This window comes from Pseudoalteromonas sp. BSi20652 (assembly GCF_000239855.1).
In the GTDB taxonomy this organism is placed as follows: domain Bacteria; phylum Pseudomonadota; class Gammaproteobacteria; order Enterobacterales; family Alteromonadaceae; genus Pseudoalteromonas.
The window spans coordinates 1-18,026 of record NZ_BADT01000023.1; the positions used below are offsets into that span (position 1 = coordinate 1).

The window sequence follows — 18,026 nt, forward strand, 5'->3', positions numbered from 1 at the left end:
CATTTCCATTATAGCCATAAGAACAAGAATCACACGTCTTTTTGATGAAAAAGTATTAATTTAATGATTAAATTTTTGACTTTATTACATTTTTTGAATACAAATGAGATTGATTTTTCATTTATAAGTTTAAGTTTTACTTGTTATGATCCAAGACAACTAATTTCATTGTTGTTAATATTCATATAAAGCTAAATTGATTAATATTTGCTCTGTTGAGTATTTATGAAGTTATTACTTATTATGGTTGCTAATTATCTTGTGCATCCTTATAATAGCCGCCATTGTTTAGTGTGTTGTAAAACAGCTAACAGCGATATTAATTAAGTTTAATATCTATTGGCGCGGGATGGAGCAGTCTGGTAGCTCGTCGGGCTCATAACCCGAAGGTCGTCGGTTCAAATCCGGCTCCCGCAACCAATTCTACTAGTAAGTATTACCTTACTAATTTATATCGCGCATTCTAAGTAATGCGCGTTTTGCGTTTTAAGCTATGTAGTTTAATTAGGTCAGTTTACTGACTCGCAACCAAGCTTGGCTTTAGGCCTCACAGTTTTATGCTTTATTGGTGTGACGCCCCGCTTGGTTCGGGGCGTTGTTGTATCTGCACCTTACGATTTGTGGCAATTGTCATCAAATTAAAATTTAAACTCAGTATTTTAGGGCTATAAGCCCTTTTTTGTTTGTATGGAGGATTTTCGTGACAAAACTTGAACAAGATTTAGTAACCATGTTAACGCCTGCGGTAGAAATGTTAGGCTTTGAGTTGCATGGTCTTGAATTTGTACAAGCGGGTCGCCATTCTACCTTAAGAGTATATATCGCTCATGAGGATGGGATCTCAGTTGATAACTGTGCGGATGCAAGTCGCCAAATTAGTGCGATTTTAGACGTCGAAGACCCAATTACAAATGAATATGACTTGGAAGTATCGTCTCCTGGTGTTGATCGTCTATTATTCAAACAAGATCACTACGAGCAGGCGCAGGGAGAGGAAGTACGCGTGCGTACTAAACTTCCACAGGATGGTCGCCGTAATTTTAAAGGTGACTTAGTAGCAGTCAGCAGTGATATGATCACACTATCTAGCGATGGTGCAGAGCATTTGATCATGCTTAGTAACATCGAACGTGCGAATTTAATCGCGAAGTTTTAAATTCGAGTGCGAAGGAATAGGGCAAGCGAGGCATTACCCATGGCAAAAGAGATATTATTGGTTGCTGAAGCCGTTTCCAATGAGAAAGCGGTTCCAAAAGAAAAGATTTTTGAAGCTCTAGAGTTCGCATTAGCGACAGCGACAAAGAAAAAACACGATGGCGAAATTGAAGTGCGTGTAGCAATTGACCGTAAAACGGGTGATTACGATACGTTCCGTCGTTGGCAGATTGCAGCAGTATTAGAAGATGGTTCTTTAGAGAATCCTTACAGTGAAATTACCTTAGAAGCAGCACAGGTTGAAGAACCTGATTTGCAAATGGGTGATTACGTTGAAGAGCAAATTGACTCAATTAAATTTGACCGTATTACAACACAAATGGCTAAGCAAGTTATCGTACAAAAAGTACGTGAAGCTGAGCGTGCATTAGTTGTTGATGCGTACAAAGATCAAGTAGGCGAATTAGTAACAGGTGTTGTGAAAAAAGCAACGCGTGACTCTATTGTTCTTGATTTAGGTAACAATGCTGAAGCAGTTATTTTTCGAGATGACATGCTTCCACGTGAAAACTTCCGTCCGGGCGACCGTATCCGTGGTCTGTTATACGAAGTTAAACCTGAAGCACGCGGCGCGCAATTATTTGTAACGCGTTCTAAACCAGAAATGCTGATGGAATTATTCCGCATTGAGGTGCCAGAAATTGGCGAAGAGATGATTGAATTACGTGCAGCTGCACGCGATCCTGGTTCTCGCGCTAAAATTGCCGTGAAATCTAACGATAAGCGTATTGACCCAATTGGTGCGTGTGTTGGTATGCGTGGCGCACGTGTTCAAGCTGTATCGTCAGAACTTGGCGGTGAACGTGTTGATATCGTACTTTATGATGATAACCCAGCGCAGTTTGTTATTAATGCAATGTCACCTGCAGAAGTCGCTTCAATCGTTATGGATGAAGATACCCACTCAATGGATATTGCAGTTGAGGCAGATAATTTAGCACAAGCAATTGGTCGTAATGGTCAAAACGTTCGTTTAGCAAGCCAATTAACTGGCTGGGAACTAAACGTTATGACTGTTGAAGACATGCGTACTAAAAATGAAGCTGAATCAGATAAGTTACTTAACTTATTCACTGAAAGTTTAGAAATTGATGATGAGTTTGCAACATTACTTATTAATGAAGGTTTCTCGACACTTGAAGAAGTGGCGTATGTACCTGCATCTGAATTTTTAGAAATAGATGGCTTAGATGAAGAAATGGTCGACCTTTTACGTTCACGCGCAAAAGATGCATTAACGACTAAAGCGCTTAAAACGGAAGAAAGCTTAGATGGCGCAGAGCCAGCTGAAGACTTACTTGCGCTTGAAGGGTTGGAACGTCACTTAGCATTTGTAATGGCAAGCAAGGGTGTTGTTACACTTGAAGACTTGGCAGAGCAAGGTATTGACGAATTAGTTGATATCACAGAACTTTCATCTGAAAAAGCGGGTGAACTGATTATGGCTGCACGAAACATTTGTTGGTTTGCAGACGAGTAATTTATTAACGGAGGTATTACACACTATGGCAGAAGTAAATGTTGAAAAACTAGCCGGCGATATAGGTACAACTGTTGATAAATTGCTACAGCAGTTTTCACAAGCAGGTATCACTAAGCAAGCGACTGATAATGTAACAGAAGCTGAAAAAGCAACGTTACTTGATCATTTAAGCAAGCAGCATGGCGGCGCAGGTTCAGATGGCCCAGCGCGTATGACTTTGCAACGTAAGAGCAAAAGCACTTTAAGTGTTACGGGTTCTACGGGTAAAGCAAAAGATGTTCAAGTTGAAGTTCGCAAAACACGTACTTACGTGAAGAAAAGCGCAATGGAACAAGAACAAGAGCAAGCACGCTTAGCTGCTGAAGAAAAAGCCCGTCTTGAACAGCAGCAAAAAGCTGATCAAGAAGCCGCAGAATTAAAAGCGAAACAAGAGGCAGAACGTAAAGCGAAAGAAGACGCTGACCGTAAAGCCAAAGAAGAAGCTAAACGCAAAGCTGATGCAGAGCGTAAAGCGAAACAAAAGCAGATGACCCCAGAGCAAAGTGCTAAGTCTGAGAAAGATCGCATAGAAGCTGAGCGTCTGCAAAAAGAAGCAGAAGAGGCCGCATTGAAGAAAGCTGAAGAAGAAGCGAAACGTCAAGCAGAAGAAGCAAGAAAGCTAGCTGAAGAAAACTCGGCACGCTGGAAGAAAGAAGAAGAAGAACGTAAGAAACGTGAAGAAACAGCGGATCACCATCTTACGACTTCTACTTATGCACGTGAAGCAGAAGATGTTGCCGATGCTCGTGATGAGCAAGGTACACGCCGTGCTAAGAAAAAGAAAAAAGCGCCAGCAAAAGATAAATTTGCAGCGTCAAGAGGCCGTAACAAGTCTAAGTTAAAAGCACCTGCATCATTACAACATGGTTTCCAAAAACCAACTGTTGATGTTAAAAATGAAGTGCGTATTAGCGAAACAATTACAGTAGCTGAGCTTGCTTCACGCATGGCCGTTAAAGGCGCTGAAGTTGTTAAAACAATGATGAAAATGGGTGACATGGTTACTATTAACCAAGTGATTGACCAAGAAGCTGCACAATTAGTTGCAGAAGAAATGGGTCACAAGGTTATCATTGTTAAAGAAAACGAATTAGAGCAAACAGTACTTAATGACCGCCACGAAGATGGTAAGTCAGAGCCACGTGCTCCAGTAGTAACTGTAATGGGTCACGTTGACCATGGTAAAACATCAACTCTTGATTACATTCGTTCTGCGAAGGTTGCTTCTGGCGAAGCCGGTGGTATTACACAGCATATTGGTGCATACCATGTTGATGTAAACGGTCACATGATCACCTTCTTAGATACACCAGGACATGCTGCATTTACTTCAATGCGTGCTCGTGGTGCTAAAGCGACTGATATCGTAATCCTAGTAGTTGCAGCAGATGATGGCGTTATGCCACAAACTAAAGAAGCGGTACAGCATGCGCGTGCAGCTGGCGTTCCTTTAATCATCGCAGTAAACAAAATGGATAAAGAAGGCGCAGATCCAGATCGTGTTAAAAACGAACTTGCTGTACTAGACGTTATTCCAGAAGAATGGGGCGGCGATACGCAGTACGTTCATATCTCAGCTAAAACTGGCTTAGGTATTGACGACCTTCTTGAAGCAGTATTGAACCAATCTGAACTTTTAGAACTTTCTGCACCTACTGAAGGTATGGCGGCTGGTGTTGTTATTGAATCTCGTCTTGATAAAGGCCGTGGTCCAGTAGCATCAGTACTTGTTCAATCTGGTACGCTTAACCAAGGTGACATTGTATTATGTGGTCTTGAGTATGGCCGTGTTCGTGCAATGCGCGATGAAAACGGTAAAGACATTAAGTCGGCGGGTCCATCTATCCCAGTTGAGATTTTAGGTCTTTCTGGTATTCCTGCTGCAGGCGACGAAGCGACTGTAGTTAAAGATGAGCGTAAAGCGCGTGAAGTTGCTTTATACCGTCAAGGTAAGTTCCGCGATGTTAAACTAGCACGTCAGCAAAAAGCTAAGCTTGAAAACATGTTTACTAACATGACTGAAGGCGATGTTTCTGAAGTTAACGTGGTACTTAAAGCAGACGTTCAAGGTTCTATCGAAGCAATCTCTGATTCACTAACTAAACTTTCTACTGATGAAGTGAAAGTGAAGATTGTAGGTTCTGGTGTTGGTGGTATTACCGAAACTGATGCAACACTAGCTGCAGCGTCTAACGCAATTGTAGTTGGCTTTAACGTTCGTGCTGATGCTTCAGCTCGTAAAGTTATCGAGACTGAAAACTTAGACCTACGTTACTACAGCGTAATCTACAGCTTGATTGACGAAGTTAAACAAGCAATGTCAGGTATGCTAGCGCCAGAGTTTAAACAAGAAATCATTGGTCTTGCGCAAGTTCGTGATGTATTCAAGTCTCCAAAAATTGGCGCAATTGCTGGTTGTATGGTTACTGAAGGTGTTATTAAACGTAGCGCTCCAATCCGTGTACTACGTGAAAACGTGGTTATATATGAAGGTGAACTTGAGTCACTTCGTCGCTTTAAAGACGATGTTGCTGATGTTCGTAACGGCATGGAATGTGGTATCGGCGTTAAGAACTACAATGATGTACGTGTTGGTGACCAAATCGAAGTATTTGAAACAGTTGAAGTACAACGTACTCTTTAATTGTTAGCTCGCTAAACTAATAAATGGGGGCTTAGCCCCCATTTGTGTATCCATTATTTAATTAGCTTATTATTAAATTTCAATAGGTTATGATTTTAGGACAAATGCAATGAGAGAATTTTCTCGCACTGATCGTGTTGCACAGCAAATCCAAAAAGAGATTGCTGTAATTTTACAACGCGAAATTAAAGATCCACGCTTAGGTATGGTGACAGTGTCAGCGGTAGAAGTATCGCGCGATTTATCTTATGCCAAAATTTTCATTACTGTGTTTAATACGCAAGATGAAGACGCAGCAAAGCAAAGCGCAAAAGTACTTAATGAAGCAACGGGCTATATTCGCTCGTTACTTGGTAAGCGTATCCGTGCACGTATAATGCCTGAGTTAAAGTTTGTAGTTGATAACTCATTAATGGAAGGTATGCGTATTTCTAATTTAGTGGATTCTATTATCCGCGAAGATAACGCAAAGCATGTAGATGAAGACGTAGAAAGTGTTGATGCTGCTGATATTTCAGATAGCGAAGAAGGTACTGATAACGTAGACGATACAGATAGCGAAGAAGGCACTGATACAGATGGCAAAGCGCAGTAAAGGCCGTGCAGTTGACGGTATTTTGTTGTTAAACAAACCGCAAGGCATTTCATCAAATAAAGCATTACAGCAAGCAAAAAGTGTTTATTTTGCGCAAAAAGCTGGGCATACAGGTGCTTTAGATCCACTTGCTACAGGTATGCTGCCAATTTGTTTTGGTGAAGCGACTAAGTTTACGCAGTTTTTACTCGATACAGATAAAACCTATATCGTTCGTGCACAACTGGGTGAGCGTACAACAACATCAGATTCTGATGGCGAAATTGTTAGCACTAAAGATGTGAACGTTACGCGTGAACAGCTAACAAAAGAAATTGCTGCTTTTGTTGGTGAGTCTGATCAATATCCGTCAATGTACTCAGCACTTAAGTACCAAGGTAGACCATTATATAAGTATGCGCGCGAAGGTATTGAAGTTCCTCGTAAATGCAGAAAAATAAACGTGTTTAGCTTATCGTTTGACGAATTTGATGAAGAAAGTAACGTATTACAAATGACGGCCCATGTATCTAAAGGGACCTATATTCGCACAATCGTTGACGATTTAGGCGAAAACCTTGGCTGCGGTGCACACGTTATTATGCTCCACAGAACCGCTGTTGGTCAGTACCCTGCAGATAAAATGGTCTCGCTTGATGAAATTGAGGCGTTACTTGCTAAAGCGAAAGAAGAAGAGCTTGCGCCTTCAACTTATTTAGACTCGCTATTGCTACCAATTGATACTGCTTTAACTGATTTACCCGTTGTTGAAATTACAAAAGAACAAGGGGGGATTTTTAGTCACGGGCAAGCTGTAGAATTACCAATCGCTTTACCTGATGGTGCAATTAAAGTGGTTGCGGATAATATATTTATTGGCACTGGTGAGCGCAATTCAAATGGCCATTTAAAGGTTAAACGTGGTCTTGCGAGTCAGCAAGATGATTACGTAAAGCCTGAATAAACAACTAATGTGGCTTATTAGTTGTAGATGGGGATAATTAACTTGTAGTTATCCCCACAGTTGATAGAATACGCCCGCTTAATCGTTTTGGCTGAATTAGTGATCGGCTAAGACACCTTTTAAATTTAATTTTTGGAGTTACTATGTCACTAAGCAATCAAGAAAAAATCGATATCATTGCTAAATTTGCACGTGCAGAAGGCGATACAGGTTCATCAGAAGTACAAGTAGCATTACTTACTCATGATATCAACAAGCTTCAAGGTCACTTTGCTGATCACAAGCATGACTTCCACTCACGTCGTGGTCTGCTTCGTAAAGTAAGCACTCGCCGTAAACTACTTGATTACCTTAAAGGTAAAGATATCACTAGTTATACTGCGTTAATCAAAGAACTTGGCCTACGTCGCTAAGAACTAGATTGTAGAAAAAGGAGCTTTTTAGCTCCTTTTTTTGTGCCTGAAATTTGTGTTTCCAAATTAAGAAAATTCTTAAACCTATTGAATTATAATATAAAACCCCCATTTCATAGCATACCAATAGCTGTTGTATTTACCCGCTAATTAGCCCAGTTTAAATCTAGTAGCTAGACTCGCATTTTGAAGCAGCTTTGGTATATACTATGCGCGTAGGTAAAAAGGTTTATCTACGCTTATTCACATCATTGCCAATTGTAGTACTTAATTGATTTCCAACTGAATACAATTATGTACTGTAATTGGTACTTTGATGACAACTTATTAGAATACATTTAAGGAATATTTTAAGTGCAAGCAATTATTAAAGAATTCAAACTAGGTCAACATACAGTGACTCTAGAAACTGGTGCAATCGCTCGTCAAGCAGACGGCGCTGTACTTGCAAGCATTGGCGACACTTCAGTTTTAGTAACTGTTGTTGGTAAGCGTGAAGCACAACCTGGCCAAGACTTTTTCCCACTAACAGTTAACTACCAAGAGCGTATGTACGCTGCTGGTCGTATCCCAGGTGGTTTCTTAAAGCGTGAAGGTCGTCCTAACGATGGCGAAACACTTATTGCACGTCTTATTGACCGTCCAATTCGTCCACTTTTCCCAAGCGGTTTTGTAAACGAAGTACAAGTTATTGCTACTGTTGTTTCTGTTAACCCTGAAATCCAACCTGATATGGTTGCGATGATTGGTACTTCAGCAGCACTTGCTATCTCTGGTATCCCGTTCAGTGGTCCAATTGGTGCATCTCGCGTTGGTTACATCAACGGCGAATACGTACTTAACCCTACATTAAAAGAGCTTGAAGAAAGCCAACTTGATTTAGTGGTAGCCGGTACTGATAAAGCGGTACTTATGGTTGAATCAGAAGCTAACGTACTTGCAGAAGACGTAATGCTTGGTGCTGTTGTATATGGTCATGAGCAATCTCAAGCGATCATCACTGCAATCGAAGAATTTAAAGCAGAAGCAGGCAAGCCTACTTGGGATTGGACTGCACCAGCTAAAAACGTTGCACTAGAAGATAAAGTTGCAGCAATTGCTGCTGATAAAGTAGGCGCAGCTTACTTAATCACTGATAAAGTAGCGCGTAAAGAAGCACTTGGCGTAGCTAAAGATGAAGTTGTTGCAGTGTTAACAGCTGAACTTGCTGAAGGCGAGTCTTTAGATAAGCAAGAAATTAGTAAAATATTCGGTTCACTTGAGAAGAAAATCGTTCGTGGCCGTATCGCTTCTGGCGAAAAACGTATCGATGGTCGTGAACCAGATATGATTCGTGCACTAGATGTAATGACTGGCGTATTACCGCGTACTCACGGTTCTGCTATCTTTACTCGTGGCGAAACTCAAGCGTTAGTAACAGCTACACTTGGTACAGAACGTGATTCACAGTTAATCGACGATTTAACTGGTACTCATAAAAACCACTTTATGCTTAACTACAACTTCCCTCCATTCTGTGTAGGTGAAACTGGTTTTGTTGGTTCTCCTAAGCGTCGTGAAATCGGCCATGGTAACCTTGCTAAGCGTGGTATTGCTGCTGTAATGCCAACATTGACTGAATTCCCATATTCAATCCGTGTAGTATCTGAAATCACTGAATCAAACGGTTCATCTTCAATGGCTTCTGTATGTGGTACTTCACTTGCACTTATGAATGCCGGTGTACCAATTAAAGCGTCTGTTGCGGGTATTGCGATGGGTCTAGTTAAAGAAGACGATAAATTCGTTGTTCTTTCTGACATCTTAGGTGATGAGGATCACTTAGGTGACATGGACTTTAAAGTTGCCGGTACTGCTGCAGGTATCACTGCACTTCAAATGGATATCAAAATCGAAGGTATCACTCAAGAAATCATGCAAATTGCGCTTAAACAAGCAAAAGCTGCACGTTTACATATCTTAGAAGTGATGGACGAAGCAATTTCTGCTCCTTCTGAAGAGCTTTCAATGTTTGCTCCTCGCATATACACAATGAAAATCCCACAGAAGAAAATCGCTGAAGTTATTGGTAAAGGTGGCGCAACTATTCGTCAACTTACTGAAGAAACGGGTACAACGATTGAAATCGGTGACGACGGTACAATTAAAATTGCCGCTACTGATGGCGAAAGTGCAGCTAATGCAATTAGCCGTATTGAGCAATTAACAGCTGAACTGGAAGTAGGTACTATCTACGAAGGTAAAGTTGTACGTATCGTAGACTTTGGTGCGTTTGTAAACATTCTTCCTGGTAAAGATGGTTTAGTACATATTTCTCAAATTAGTACTGAGCGCGTTAATAACGTGGCTGATCACCTTTCTGAAGGTCAAGAAGTTAAAGTTAAAGTACTAGAAGTAGATCGCCAAGGCCGTGTACGTCTAAGTATTAAAGAAGCAATGGAATCAGCAGCACCTGCAGTTGACGCGTAATTGTTAATATTAATCTAGTTATATTGGCTAGATGGTAAAAAAGGGGCTGTTTAGCCCCTTTTTTTATGCTTTAATGAAACCTTATTAGACACGGTCTGTCTTATATTTATGACGATTTCTTGGTATTAAGGATTTTAATGATATTCAAACATTTAGCTTTGGCATCTTTTGCTATTTTGTCTTTAAGCGCTTGCCAAACTACAACAGGGACAGAGTCCACCCCAATCGTTAATGTGCCATTTACTGCGCCTTTAGCCTCTGACTTTAGAAGTGAAATAGCGATTGCACGCTATTCTGAACTGCTTAATAGAGTAGATTTGAGCCCCGAACAACAAGCAAAATTATACTACGACCGTGGTGTTCTATTTGATAGTTTAGGTATGACTACGCTTTCTCGTATCGATTTTAACCGTGCTGTAAAACTCAAGCCTGATTTAGCTGAAGTCTATAACTTTTTAGGTATTCAACATACGCTAATGCAGCAATATGAAAAAGCCTATGAGTTTTTCGATTCCGCATTAGAACTTGATGAACAACATGAATATGCTTACTTAAATCGTGGTATTGCACTTTATTATGGTGACAGACCTGGCATTGCTAAAACTGATTTTAGCGCTTTTTTAGCTCGATCTCCTAATGATCCTTATCGTGTATTATGGGTATATTTAGCCGAGGCTAAGTTAAATAAAGATCAAGCTCTTGCTGAACTTATAACGAATGCAACAGCACTCGATGATTCACAATGGGCGTATCAGTTAATTTCACTTTTTACGGGTGATATGAGTGAGCATGATTTTCTATCAAGAATTAGTGAGGGTGTTAAGTCAGAACAAGAATATGCGCAGCGTTTATGCGAAGCTTATTTTTATTTAGCAAAATTACACCAAGCTGCGGGTCAGCAATATCTTGCGTCAGATTATTTTAGATTAGCACTAGCCACAAATGTACATGAGTTTATTGAGTATAAATATGCTCGTTTAGAACTTGAGTTGATGACGGGTGAAGACGCCAGTTAATCGGTTAAAATTAATAGGTGCATTACTATGTAGCTTGTTTATAACAAGCTCTAGTAATCACTATGGCGCTATTGGTTTTTGGCATGCTTTAAACACAAAGGGCAGTGTGTTAGAAAACTACAGACACTTTGCGAATTACTTTTCAGATAATTTATTTCAATTACCTGATACCTCCTTAGCTATACTAGCTCGAAATAAAATACCCTCTGCTCAATACGCTTATTCAATAAGGCTACTAAACAATAACGAGAGCGATACAGCTAAACAGTTTTGGTTGGCAGGTATAAATCAGTTAAATGTATTTGAGCGAAAAGAGCTATCGGCTCAATTATTGACTCAATTACGCTGGGATGATTTGAAGCTTTTAGCTAATATTAATAAGCTTCCAAAGGGAGATGCTTTTAATCACCTTCAATTATACTTATCGACACCAAAAAATAAGATACCTAGTGATTTTATAGAAGATTTAGGGTTTTCTTTTTCCAACAGCATTGGTGCGCCAAAAAAGCAATGTATGTTTAATGTAATTGTAATGAGCGATCATCGAAATGGTTTATATAAATTAGATAAATTCATAAATAAATATAATCAACAACCTGAACCCCGTAAAAATATATTCTGTTTTTCAAAGCCAGTATATGTTGCAGGTGAACTCAATTGTAAAAGTAATTCGAGTAATACAGCACATTGTGATTGGCAGTCTTCAAAGCTTAAACAAAAGCTTCCTAATAATTATGATTTTTTAGTGATGATGCCAAAACATGGGACTGCAAATGTTAGCAATGGCAAAATGCTAATTAACTCAAAAGCAAGCTACAGTATTTTTTTACATGAGTTAATGCATTTTAATGGCTTTGAGGACGAATACGCTCTACCAATTTCAAAACAATCATGGTTGTGTTTGCAACATGGCTTTGTAGCACCTAACTTATTTATTTCACATGGGGAAAATGCCCCAGTTGGATGGCATAAAGCGAACAGTTGCCAACAAGGAGGAATAGCTTATAAGCCAAGCAAAGGTTGGTCTATTATGCAATATCAGCAGGTGGGTCTCTCAGCGCAATATAGAGCGCTTTGGTTAAGGCATTTAGATATGACCAATGGTAATTTCATTAGTGACTCTAGCAGGCTTACACTTGCAAGTAAGGCTATACTGAATTAAGAATTTTTTGTATTTATATATTGTTTTTTTGCTTAAAATATTGCAAGTTATTGTTTGAAAAACATCCATTTAGAATCTGTTTTTATAGACAGAATCAGTGTTTTTCAGTATAACTATAGTTATTAATGTCGTTTAAAAACAGGCAGTAAAAGCATCCCTATGTATTAAAAAGAGATGCCCTGATAAATTTATGATTATAAAAGGCCCTACATTATGACTTTGCTCTGGATACCCTTGTTATCCTTAATTGGCAGTGTTATTTCTGCATGCACAGGTAAGCTATCTCGCAATTTAAGCACTAGCTTAACGGCTCTTGCACCTTTGGTGGCTTTAGGTATTACTTTATACCACGCACCTGCAGTTTTAGCGGGCGAAACCATTCGTTACTCTTTGGCGTGGATCCCTTCTATAGGGCTCGACTTATCGCTGCGATTAGACGGTCTAAGTTTATTGTTTATGTTTATGATTTTAGGCATAGGCTTACTCGTTATTTTATACACGCGTTACTATCTCAGTGCTAATGACTCAATGGCCAAATTATACAGTTATTTGATGCTGTTTATGACTGCAATGCTTGGCATTGTTATGTCAAATAACGTTATTCAACTTTGGTTATTTTGGGAATTAACCAGTATAAGCTCATTTTTATTGATAAGTTTTTGGTGGCATAAGTCAGAAGCGCGTAAGGGCGCACGTATGGCGCTAGCTGTTACTGGGGCGGGCGGTTTAGCGTTACTCGCTGGATTAATGCTTCTGGGTGATATTGTTGGCAGTTACGACCTTGATGTTATTTTAGCAAGCAAAGCAATCATTCAATCTCACGATTTATACGAGGTTGCATTGGTATTAGTACTATTAGGTGCATTTACAAAGTCGGCACAATTTCCGTTCCATTTTTGGCTTCCTCATGCAATGGCCGCACCTACACCTGTTAGTGCTTACTTACATTCTGCGACCATGGTAAAGGCGGGTATATTTTTGTTAGCCCGTTTTTATCCCGCATTAGCCGGTACCGAAACCTGGTTCATTTTGGTTGGATTAACGGGTTTAACTACATTGTTATTTGGTGCATATATAGCTTTATTTAAACATGATTTAAAAGGGCTGTTAGCCTATTCAACAATAAGCCATCTAGGTCTAATAACTCTACTCTTAGGGCTCGACACTGAGCTTGCGACTGTTGCTGCTATATTTCATATAATTAATCATGCAACTTTTAAAGCATCGTTATTTATGGCAGTCGGTATTATTGACCATGAAACCGGCACGCGAGATATGCGTAAACTTAATGGTATGTGGCGGTTCTTACCCTATACGGCAACACTTGCAATGGTGGCAGCCGCTTCAATGGCCGGTGTTCCTTTACTTAATGGCTTCTTATCTAAAGAAATGTTTTTTGCAGAAACATTACACCAACAAGTGTTGGGATCTATGTCATGGTTAATACCTGTGCTTGCTACAATTGCAGGGGCGTTTTCGGTAGCGTACTCTGCGCGCTTTATCCATGATGTATTTTTCAATGGCGACCCTATTGATTTACCACGAACACCACACGAACCTCCACGTTATATGCGTGTACCAATAGAAATCCTCGTTGTAATTTGCTTATTAGTGGGTATGTTTCCACATTTTATGGTTGGAGGTATTTTGTCGGCTGCATCTTCAGCGGTATTGGGCAAAGCTATGCCGGATTATGAAGTGGCTCTATGGCATGGATTTAACCTACCTCTGTTGATGAGTGCAATGGCTGTGGCTGGCGGTTTATTTATTTACATTAATCGTAAATATTTGTTTCAGTTTCAAGCCTCGCTACCGCCACTTAACGCTAAAAAAACGTTTGAACGCGCTGTTCTATCGACGATTTCTTGGTGTCAATTAAAAATAAGCCATATTGAAAATGGTTCTTTACAACGCTACTTAGTCGTTATGTTGGGTGTTGTTTTACTGTGTGCCGGTTGGCCATTATTTGAGATGCAAGAATTAGCAGGTGCTATGCCGCGTACACCCGTTGATGTACATAATGCAATTGGCGCCAGTTTATTAATAATTGGTGCAATCGCTACCGTTATTTGGCATAGATCGCGAGTCGTCGCATTGTTAATGATTTCAATTGTGGGACTTATGGTATCGGTCGCGTTTACACGTTTTTCGGCACCTGATTTAGCACTAACTCAATTAACAGTAGAAGTCGCAACTGTTATTTTACTGATGTTGGCGCTCTTCTTTTTACCTCAATACACGCCTAAAGAGTCAAGTTCATTACGTATTTTACGTGATTTAAGTATTGCCTCAACATTGGGCGTGGTGGTTGCTAGTATTTGTTATGCACTACTTACTCGCCCATTAAATTCGATCTCTGACTTTTTTATCGCTAACGCTAAAACAGGCGGTGGTGGTACGAATGTTGTAAACGTTATTTTGGTTGATTTTAGAGGGTTTGATACGCTTGGTGAAATTACTGTTTTAGGCATTGCAGCACTGGGTATATTTAAAGTGCTTTCTAGAATTCCATTGTATATGCCAGCCAGTGATGGGGAAGGGCGACCATGGGCACGAGAGCGACATCCTATTTTATTAGCCAATATTTCACACAGCTTATTGCCACTTGCCTTATTAGTGTCGGCATACATTTTCTTACGCGGGCATAATTTACCTGGCGGTGGTTTTATTGCTGGCTTGGTTACATCTATTGCCTTTATTTTACAGTATATGGCACACGGCTCGTCGTGGATAAACGAACGTTTTGGTGTTAATTACCGCAAAATTATTGCTTCAGGTATTGGTATCGCATTATTTACAGGGGTAGGAAGTTGGTTCTTTGATAAACCGTTTTTAACCACATGGTTTGATTATTTTGATATTCCTTTTATAGGTAAAACAGAACTGGCCAGCGCAATTGTATTTGACCTAGGTGTTTACCTTACCGTCGTAGGTGCTACGTTAATGATTTTAGCAAGCTTAGGTAACATGACAGCAGATACCCAGAGAAAAGAGGTAAATATTTAATGGAATTATTGTACGCATCTTGCGTTGGAGTATTGGTCAGTTGCGGTGTGTTTTTGCTGCTGAGAGCCCGTACGTTCCCTGTAGTACTTGGGCTTACTATGATTTCATATGCTGTTAACTTGTTTTTGTTTTCAGCAGGTCGTCTTACTATTAACAAAGCCGTGGTGCTTGGTACTGGTGCAGATTATGCCGATCCATTACCACAGGCATTAGTACTTACTGCAATAGTGATTGGCTTTGCGATGACCGCATTTGTCGTTATTTTAGCAATACGTGGTCGCGCAGATTTAGGCAGTGACCATGTTGATGGTCATTTAGTAAAAAACTCAGCTGAAAGTAAGGAGCAAAAATGATCCAACATTTAGCTTCTCTCCCTATTTTATTGCCGATGTTGGCTGCTGTTATTTTACTTTTGCCTCCGTGTGGAAAAAGTTTATATATTCGTCGTATCGCCTCGTCAATTATGGCAATCATTACCTTTGTCGTCAGTGTACTTCTTTTAATACATGTACATAACACGGGTATTAATGTGTACGCCATAGGTAACTGGTCTGCACCCTTTGGTATTGTGCTTGTTGCCGATATGCTTTCTACGCTTTTAGTTGCACTTATGTCGTTACTTGGTTTGGGTGTTATTTTATATGCCTGTGCTGGTGATGATGCAAAGGGTAATTTTTTTCATCCATTAGTTCACTTTTTAATACTGGGTGTTAATGGCGCTTTTTTAACCGGCGATTTATTTAACGTATTCGTGTTTTTTGAAGTACTGCTTATTGCCTCTTACTCACTGCTTATGCATGCAGGCGACAAACAAAATACGCGCGCAGCGCTACAATACGTAATTTTAAACTTAGTCGGTTCGAGCGTGTTTTTAATTGGCTTGGGTATTTTGTACGGTGTACTTGGTACGCTTAATATTGCAGATATGGCGCAAAAAGTATCTGAGCTTTCGGGCGATGATGTGTACCTAGCAAAAGCCGGTGGTTTATTATTGTTAGTTGTATTTGCACTTAAAGGTGCGCTACTACCACTGCACCTATGGCTACCAAATACCTATGCCAGCGCAAAACCAGTTGTAGCTGCGTTGTTTGCAATTATGACTAAGGTAGGCGTTTATGCGATGTTACGTGTGTACACAGTAATATTTGGTGAGCAGGCGGGAGAGCTTGAGCATATGGCGCAACCTTGGCTATGGGGCTTAGCTATTGCTACCATCATTGTTGGCGCAATTGGCGTTGTGGCAGCACAGGATCTTCGTAAACTCACAGCCAATCTGGTTGTTGTATCAGTAGGCACGCTAGTTGCGCTAATTGCATTGCAAAACGTAAATGCAACTGCTGCGCTTTTATACTATTTGGTTCATTCAACCCTTGTATGTGCAGCACTATTTTTATTAGCTGATTTAATTGCAACTCAACGAGGCAAAGCTGCCGACAGGCTCGTTGGTGGGCGTATGGTAAATCAACCTTTCCTATTAGGCGGGTGCTTTATCATTGCTGTACTGAGTGTCGTTGGAATGCCGCCGCTTTCTGGTTTCATCGGTAAAATATGGATTCTTAAAACCACTTTGAATAGTGAGCAAGCACTGTTATTTTGGCCTGTATATTTAATTACGAGCTTTGTATTGCTGATCGCACTTTCTCGCGCGGGCACTAGCTTGTTTTGGGAACGTAAAGACAGAAAAAATGAAAGTTCTGATGGCGTGAATGCACATCCACTACAAGTAATAGTAATCGTATCGTTACTTGCTTGCTCGCCATTACTCGTTATTTTTGGTGGGCCAATAAGCGAGTATATGCTTGGTGCAGCTACGCAATTGCATGATATTAGCGGTGGTATTAACGCTGTACTTAGAGGAGGTATGTAATGAGATTACAAGCCCGTTATCGTTGGTTACCAACGCCATTTCGTAGTGTGTTTTTATTTGTAATATGGTTGTTATTAAATAACAGCGTATCACCAGGTCATTTAGTACTGGCAACATTTTTTGCGATATTTATCCCGCTACTAAGTTTTTCGCTGCGTGATCCTCAACCACTGATATTAAAGCCTGGTTTAGCGTTTAAACAGCTACTTATTGTGCTTTACGATATTGTTGTTGCTAATTTACAGGTCGCTTTATTAATAATGGGTCCAGCCAAAAAGCTGCGCCCTGCATTTGTAAAAGTACCTATTGATCTAATACATGATATGCCGATTACTATACTTGCCAGCTGTGTTTCGTTAACACCGGGTACGGTTAGCGCAGAGGTTTACCCTATTCCTGAATCGCTTTGTGAAGGGGAGGAGCCAATACAACGCTATTTACTTATACATGTGCTCGACTTAAACGACGAAGAAGCACTTATTAAGCAAATCAAACAACGCTACGAAGCTCCACTAAAGGAGATATTTCAATGTTAGACATTGTATTACTCATTGTTTTTTCAATGATTGGCTTATCGTTATTACTTAATTTATGGCGACTTATAATAGGGCCATCGGTTCCCGATCGCGTATTAGCACTTGATACTATGTATATTAATGTAATTGCACTTATTATTTTATATAGTATTAGTATGGATACAGGACTTTATTTTGAAGCTGCGCTGCTTATTGCTATGCTTGGTTTTATAAGTACAGTTGCAGTATGTAAGTATTTACTACGTGGCGATATAATTGAATAAGGTGAGAACATGATCAGCGAATGGGTTGTATCAATATTATTGTTATTTGGTGGTACGTTTATTTTAATTGGCTCAATAGGCCTAATTAAACTACCTGACTTTTTTATGCGCTTACATGGGCCGACTAAGGCAACAACGCTAGGTATGGCTAGTATGTTAATTGCGGCTATGGTTTATTTTGCATATTCAGGACATGGCTTTAGTGTTAAAGAAATACTCATTACGATATTTTTACTAATTACGGCACCTATTAGTGGATACATGTTAATAAAGTCAGCAATACACTATAAGCTTGAAGCTAAAGAAGGCACAAAAGGTTTAGATAATGTAGAAGACGATTAAAGAATTTTTAGTTTTATTCTCTTTAAAAGCCAA

The 18,026-nt window shown here is 39.8% G+C and carries 15 protein-coding genes and 1 tRNA gene; all 16 read left to right on the forward strand.

The genetic code is table 11. From position 1 onward, the window contains the following. Window positions 1–343: 343 nt before the first annotated feature. The 16 genes from P20652_RS17260 to P20652_RS15635 all read left to right on the forward strand — a co-directional run bounded on the left by P20652_RS17260 (window position 344) and on the right by P20652_RS15635 (window position 17,993). Window positions 344–420, forward strand: a tRNA-Met gene (locus tag P20652_RS17260). A gap of 280 nt (window positions 421–700) precedes the next feature. After that, window positions 701–1,156: a ribosome maturation factor RimP gene (rimP, locus tag P20652_RS15700; protein ID WP_002958482.1), complete on the forward strand. Its 456-nt coding sequence runs from the start codon at window positions 701–703 to the stop codon at window positions 1,154–1,156. Between the two features lie 39 nt (window positions 1,157–1,195). Beyond that, on the forward strand, window positions 1,196–2,695 hold the full coding sequence (nusA, locus tag P20652_RS15695) for a transcription termination factor NusA (protein ID WP_008165866.1): 1,500 nt from the start codon (window positions 1,196–1,198) through the stop codon (window positions 2,693–2,695). Between the two features lie 25 nt (window positions 2,696–2,720). Then, window positions 2,721–5,381: a translation initiation factor IF-2 gene (gene infB, locus P20652_RS15690; RefSeq protein ID WP_008165868.1), complete on the forward strand. Its 2,661-nt coding sequence runs from the start codon at window positions 2,721–2,723 to the stop codon at window positions 5,379–5,381. Window positions 5,382–5,490: 109 nt separating this feature from the next. Further along, window positions 5,491–5,976: a 30S ribosome-binding factor RbfA gene (gene rbfA, locus P20652_RS15685; RefSeq protein WP_008165870.1), complete on the forward strand. Its 486-nt coding sequence runs from the start codon at window positions 5,491–5,493 to the stop codon at window positions 5,974–5,976. Next, the gene (gene truB / locus P20652_RS15680; RefSeq protein ID WP_008165872.1) at window positions 5,960–6,919 is read left to right on the forward strand and encodes a tRNA pseudouridine(55) synthase TruB; all 960 of its coding nucleotides are present in this window, start codon (window positions 5,960–5,962) and stop codon (window positions 6,917–6,919) included. The genes rbfA and truB overlap by 17 nt, the downstream gene beginning before the upstream one ends. A 143-nt stretch (window positions 6,920–7,062) precedes the next feature. Continuing rightward, entirely contained in the window at window positions 7,063–7,332 is a 270-nt protein-coding gene (gene rpsO, locus P20652_RS15675) for a 30S ribosomal protein S15 (RefSeq protein ID WP_008165873.1), read from the forward strand. Window positions 7,333–7,686: 354 nt separating this feature from the next. After that, entirely contained in the window at window positions 7,687–9,801 is a 2,115-nt protein-coding gene (gene pnp, locus P20652_RS15670; protein WP_008165875.1) for a polyribonucleotide nucleotidyltransferase, read from the forward strand. 137 nt (window positions 9,802–9,938) lie between these two features. Next, window positions 9,939–10,817, forward strand: coding sequence for a lipoprotein NlpI (gene nlpI / locus P20652_RS15665; RefSeq protein WP_008165877.1), 879 nt, complete (start codon window positions 9,939–9,941; stop codon window positions 10,815–10,817). Beyond that, complete coding sequence (locus P20652_RS15660; protein ID WP_033016978.1) at window positions 10,801–11,979, forward strand: hypothetical protein; 1,179 nt, start codon at window positions 10,801–10,803, stop codon at window positions 11,977–11,979. The genes nlpI and P20652_RS15660 overlap by 17 nt, the downstream gene beginning before the upstream one ends. 213 nt (window positions 11,980–12,192) lie before the next feature. Then, entirely contained in the window at window positions 12,193–14,985 is a 2,793-nt protein-coding gene (locus tag P20652_RS15655; RefSeq protein ID WP_008165881.1) for a monovalent cation/H+ antiporter subunit A, read from the forward strand. Continuing rightward, window positions 14,985–15,338, forward strand: a complete 354-nt coding sequence (locus P20652_RS17265; RefSeq protein WP_033016980.1) for a Na+/H+ antiporter subunit C — start codon at window positions 14,985–14,987, stop codon at window positions 15,336–15,338. Before P20652_RS15655 ends, P20652_RS17265 begins: the two co-directional genes overlap by 1 nt. Beyond that, window positions 15,335–16,852: a monovalent cation/H+ antiporter subunit D gene (locus P20652_RS15650; protein WP_008165884.1), complete on the forward strand. Its 1,518-nt coding sequence runs from the start codon at window positions 15,335–15,337 to the stop codon at window positions 16,850–16,852. Before P20652_RS17265 ends, P20652_RS15650 begins: the two co-directional genes overlap by 4 nt. Further along, window positions 16,852–17,388 (forward strand): Na+/H+ antiporter subunit E, encoded by a 537-nt coding sequence (locus tag P20652_RS15645; protein WP_008165885.1) that lies wholly within the window; start codon window positions 16,852–16,854, stop codon window positions 17,386–17,388. The genes P20652_RS15650 and P20652_RS15645 overlap by 1 nt, the downstream gene beginning before the upstream one ends. Beyond that, window positions 17,382–17,651, forward strand: coding sequence for a K+/H+ antiporter subunit F (locus P20652_RS15640; protein ID WP_008165886.1), 270 nt, complete (start codon window positions 17,382–17,384; stop codon window positions 17,649–17,651). Before P20652_RS15645 ends, P20652_RS15640 begins: the two co-directional genes overlap by 7 nt. Before the next feature lie 9 nt (window positions 17,652–17,660). Continuing rightward, the gene (locus P20652_RS15635; RefSeq protein WP_008165888.1) at window positions 17,661–17,993 is read left to right on the forward strand and encodes a Na+/H+ antiporter subunit G; all 333 of its coding nucleotides are present in this window, start codon (window positions 17,661–17,663) and stop codon (window positions 17,991–17,993) included. Window positions 17,994–18,026: the final 33 nt, after the last annotated feature.

Bases quoted from the DNA above. Each gene is read 5' to 3' on its own strand.
- nusA (WP_008165866.1), top strand. From the start codon at position 1,196: ATGGCAAAAGAGATATTATTGGTTGCTGAAGCCGTTTCCAATGAGAAA.
- infB (WP_008165868.1), top strand. From the start codon at position 2,721: ATGGCAGAAGTAAATGTTGAAAAACTAGCCGGCGATATAGGTACAACT.
- rbfA (WP_008165870.1), top strand. From the start codon at position 5,491: ATGAGAGAATTTTCTCGCACTGATCGTGTTGCACAGCAAATCCAAAAA.
- truB (WP_008165872.1), top strand. From the start codon at position 5,960: ATGGCAAAGCGCAGTAAAGGCCGTGCAGTTGACGGTATTTTGTTGTTA.
- rpsO (WP_008165873.1), top strand. From the start codon at position 7,063: ATGTCACTAAGCAATCAAGAAAAAATCGATATCATTGCTAAATTTGCA.
- nlpI (WP_008165877.1), top strand. From the start codon at position 9,939: ATGATATTCAAACATTTAGCTTTGGCATCTTTTGCTATTTTGTCTTTA.
- P20652_RS15655 (WP_008165881.1), top strand. From the start codon at position 12,193: ATGACTTTGCTCTGGATACCCTTGTTATCCTTAATTGGCAGTGTTATT.
- P20652_RS17265 (WP_033016980.1), top strand. From the start codon at position 14,985: ATGGAATTATTGTACGCATCTTGCGTTGGAGTATTGGTCAGTTGCGGT.
- P20652_RS15650 (WP_008165884.1), top strand. From the start codon at position 15,335: ATGATCCAACATTTAGCTTCTCTCCCTATTTTATTGCCGATGTTGGCT.
- P20652_RS15645 (WP_008165885.1), top strand. From the start codon at position 16,852: ATGAGATTACAAGCCCGTTATCGTTGGTTACCAACGCCATTTCGTAGT.
- P20652_RS15640 (WP_008165886.1), top strand. From the start codon at position 17,382: ATGTTAGACATTGTATTACTCATTGTTTTTTCAATGATTGGCTTATCG.
- P20652_RS15635 (WP_008165888.1), top strand. From the start codon at position 17,661: ATGATCAGCGAATGGGTTGTATCAATATTATTGTTATTTGGTGGTACG.